This is a genomic window from Moorena sp. SIO1F2 (genome assembly GCF_010672755.1).
Taxonomy (GTDB): domain Bacteria; phylum Cyanobacteriota; class Cyanobacteriia; order Cyanobacteriales; family Coleofasciculaceae; genus Moorena.
Genome location: NZ_JAAHFV010000507.1, coordinates 1 through 3,550, shown reverse-complemented (window position 1 = coordinate 3,550; position 3,550 = coordinate 1). Strand labels below are relative to the sequence as shown.

The 3,550-nt window shown below is 43.4% G+C and carries 4 protein-coding genes; 2 read left to right on the top strand and 2 right to left on the bottom strand.

What is annotated here, in order from left to right:
• The first annotated feature begins 64 nt into the window (after nt 1-64).
• Both F6J94_RS31865 and F6J94_RS31860 read left to right on the top strand, forming a co-directional pair.
• Nucleotides 65-229, top strand: a complete 165-nt coding sequence (locus F6J94_RS31865; RefSeq protein ID WP_293047581.1) for a hypothetical protein — start codon at nt 65-67, stop codon at nt 227-229.
• A gap of 13 nt (nt 230-242) precedes the next feature.
• Nucleotides 243-788: a pyridoxamine 5'-phosphate oxidase family protein gene (locus tag F6J94_RS31860; protein WP_293019268.1), complete on the top strand. Its 546-nt coding sequence runs from the start codon at nt 243-245 to the stop codon at nt 786-788.
• A gap of 197 nt (nt 789-985) precedes the next feature.
• Here the strand turns inward: F6J94_RS31860 and F6J94_RS31855 are convergent, their stop codons facing one another.
• Complete coding sequence (locus F6J94_RS31855) at nt 986-2,728, bottom strand: SulP family inorganic anion transporter (RefSeq protein WP_293047579.1); 1,743 nt, start codon at nt 2,726-2,728, stop codon at nt 986-988.
• 554 nt (nt 2,729-3,282) lie between these two features.
• The coding region (locus F6J94_RS31850) for a UDP-N-acetylglucosamine 2-epimerase (RefSeq protein ID WP_293047577.1) at nt 3,283-3,550 on the bottom strand (268 nt) is incomplete at its 5' end.

The window sequence follows — 3,550 nt, the reverse complement described above, 5'->3', positions numbered from 1 at the left end:
CGTGTTTTTTGAGGTTATTGTATTGGTTATTGAGCAATTCGTGTAGGAATTTTAATAATTTTTGATGCCCTATTCCCTACTCCCTACTCCCTACTCCCTACTCCCTACTCCCTACTCCCTACTCCCTATTCCCTACTCCCTACTCCCTACTCCCTACTCCCTACTCCCTACTCCCTACTTCCTTTGCTATTATTTTGGTTATTTTTATGGTACAATAGTCCTAGAGTAATCTGGTGTAATCTATGGCTAAGTTTTACTCAGAAATCAATCAAGATTTAAGAGAGTTTATTGAGGAGCAAAAAATATTTTTTACAGCCACAGCCCCCCATCAAGGTCGTATTAACCTATCCCCCAAAGGTATTAACACCTTTCGGTGTATTGATAGTAAAACAGTGGCTTATCTAGATTTAACCGGTAGCGGTAACGAGACATCTGCTCATTTGCTGGAAAATGGCAGAATGACAATTATGTTTTGTAGCTTCACTGAAAAGCCATTAATTCTCCGCCTTTATGGTCATGGTCAGGTAATTCGACCTAGGGATAAGGAATGGGAAACAGTCTACTCCCTATTCAATAGCCTACCAGGGGAAAGACAGATTATTGTATTAAATGTAGAATCTGCCCAAACCTCCTGTGGTTATGGTGTACCTTTGTATGACTTAAAAGGAGAGAGGGAAACTCTGCTCAAGTGGGCGAATAAGAAGGGAAAACAGGGAATTCACGACTATTGGCAAGCCAAAAATATTGAGAGTATAGATGGGTTACCGACTAATCTTTTAGAAGATTAACCAGAATGGTGAATTAAGAATTAAGAATTGAGAATTAAGAATTAAGAATTGAGAATTAAGAATTAAGAATTAAGAATTAAGAATTAAGAATTAAGAATTCTACATTCTGCATTCTACATTATTAATTTTACATTCTACATTCTACATTCTACATTATTAATTCTGCCTTCACCATTCTGACAAAGAACCAAACTCACTTATCTTTTAGTTTGGTCTAGACTAGCGGCAGCGCTATTGACCTCTATGGGATTTTCCTGGGCTAAAGCACTATTGATATGTGATTGCTCTCCCGTAATCAAGGCAGTTGCTTGCTCTAATGCCTCGATGCGATCGCTAACTCGGTTTTGTGCTGGTAATAGTTGCAGGATTTTCAACTTTTCCAGCCTTTGATTAACCCTACCAGTCGCACCTACGATAAACACATCACGACGTTTGTCACGAGCCTCCTTAACCATAGTCTCTATCGCTAAAGAAGCGGTCACTCCCAACAAGGGAACATCGCTGAGATCTAAAATCAGGACATCATACTTTTCTACCATCCCCATCCGCTGAGAGATACCCTTGGCTGCACCAAAGCTCATTGGTCCGCCGAGACGGAATAGGAAAATTCGACCACGAGCTTGTTTCAGAAGTTGTTTTTCTTCATAGCTCAAACTATTTTCACCATCATCAGGAGCAGTAATTTCCTTGATTTGATTAATTTGTAGCTCACTGAGGTTTTTGACAGTCAACAGGTTGGCAATGAACACCCCAACGGCAACGGCTGTAATTAGGTCAACAAATACAGTCATGAATAACACTAAATACATTAATGCTGCTGCCTTGAGGGAGACTTGATGGGCTCGTTTGAGGAAGCTCCAGTCAATAATATCGATGCCTACTTTAATCAAGATGCCCGCCAGTACAGCATGGGGAATTTTTTCAGTCAGGCTTCCTGCCCCCAAAACAACTTCTAGCAGCACTAGGGCATGAATCATGCCTGAAAGGGGGGTTTGACCACCAGCCTTAACATTGATTACCGTCCGCATGGTAGCACCAGCACCAGGTAGCCCACCAAACAAGCCAGCAATCGTATTACCGATACCCTGACCAATTAATTCTCGGTCAGAGTCGTGCTGGGTACGGGTAATATTATCAGCAACCATGGACGTTAACAGAGAGTCGATAGCGCCCAAGGTGGCTAACATTAGACCATAGCCAAGCATCTCTTTGAGCTGCCTGAAATCAAAGACTGGCAACTGTAGCTTGGGTAAGCCTGTGGGGATTTCTCCAATCCGTCTGAGCTCGCTGTCTGGCAGGTCTGGGAAAAAGACAACTGATATCAATGTACAGACTATCAGTGCTAGCAGGGGAGATGGAATTAATCGACTCAGCTTCCTAGGTGATCCAAACATAATCACCAGAGTCAGGATTGCTAGACCGGTAGCGGCATAATGGGGATTAGCGACAAAGGTAGGAAAATTGCTGACAGATTCCACCACATTCCCAGAACTAGGATGCCCGAAAAATGGACCAATCTGTAACAACAGAATGATCACACCAATCCCTGACATAAAGCCAGATATAACTGTGTAGGGCATCAGGGTAATATATTTACCCAGCCGCAACACCCCAAATAAGATTTGAAATATCCCCCCTAGCATGACAACAGTAAATGCCATCGCTAGACCATTCTCTGGGTTTTTAGCAACTAGCGCCGTAAACACCGTTGTCATCACTACGGTCATCGGGCCAGTGGGACCAGAAATCTGAGAGGGAGTACCGCCAAACAGAGCGGCAAACAGACCAACAAAAATAGCGCCGTAAAGACCATGAATTGCCCCAGCACCGGAGGATACTCCAAAGGCTAGGGCTAATGGTAGTGCAACAATTGCAGCAGTCAGACCACCAAAGACATCACCGCGCAAATTACGGAAATGTAAACCATTAACAAATTGCATGAGTGGGTAATTTAGTGAAAGAATAATACTTGCAAAGCGGCCCACATCTAATTGATTCTTTCCATATCACTTGGAATTCCTACCATGATGGTATAGGAAAATCTAAGGGGTAGAGCCATCCAAATATAGAAACCGAGATTTACCTGGGCAACACTAAAGTATATAGAAGCTAGAGTTGCTTATAGCAATAATTGCTATATAAGATGCCATAGAATTTTACACTAGAATTTTACACTGCCAGAGGTGAAACTGTTTAGAGTTTTGGTTAATCGATAGAGTTTTAGCATTAAATCAATGGATGACTAGCACCAGAGACTCTAATCCCCCCAGGGCAAACGAAGCTAAATTCTAGAAACCTTACTCAGAAGCGATGCAGAGGTGCGAACCGTGGCGAATTTAATAATTAGATGCGGAAAGCGCACCTAACAAAGATTTAAGAATTAATAATAATTTAACAATTAATAATAATTTAATAATTAATAATAATTTAATAATTATTAAGCAAAAATACTTATCGTATCAATATTATATCCAGAGGTGCGACCCGTGGCGAGTTAAATTCGCCACGGGAACCAATCGCGGCTGCGGAGACCGGCTTCGACGTGGGCCACCAGCACGCCGGCCTTGGCCGCCACCACCCCGCAGGCCAGGGTCGAGTTGACGTCGCCAACCACAACGACCGCATCGGGCCGGTCGGCTTCGATCACCTGCTCGAACCCGACCATCACCGCTGCGGTCTGTTCGGCATGGGATCCCGAGCCGACGTCGAGATGAACGTCGGGGCTGCGTATTCCGAGCTCTTCGAAGAACACGTCGGACAGA

What these genes read in the sequence shown, in the direction of transcription:
- F6J94_RS31865 (WP_293047581.1), top strand. Translation starts at nt 65, where the DNA reads ATGCCCTATTCCCTACTCCCTACTCCCTACTCCCTACTCCCTACTCCC.
- F6J94_RS31860 (WP_293019268.1), top strand. Translation starts at nt 243, where the DNA reads ATGGCTAAGTTTTACTCAGAAATCAATCAAGATTTAAGAGAGTTTATT.
- F6J94_RS31855 (WP_293047579.1), bottom strand. Translation starts at nt 2,728, where the DNA reads ATGCAATTTGTTAATGGTTTACATTTCCGTAATTTGCGCGGTGATGTC.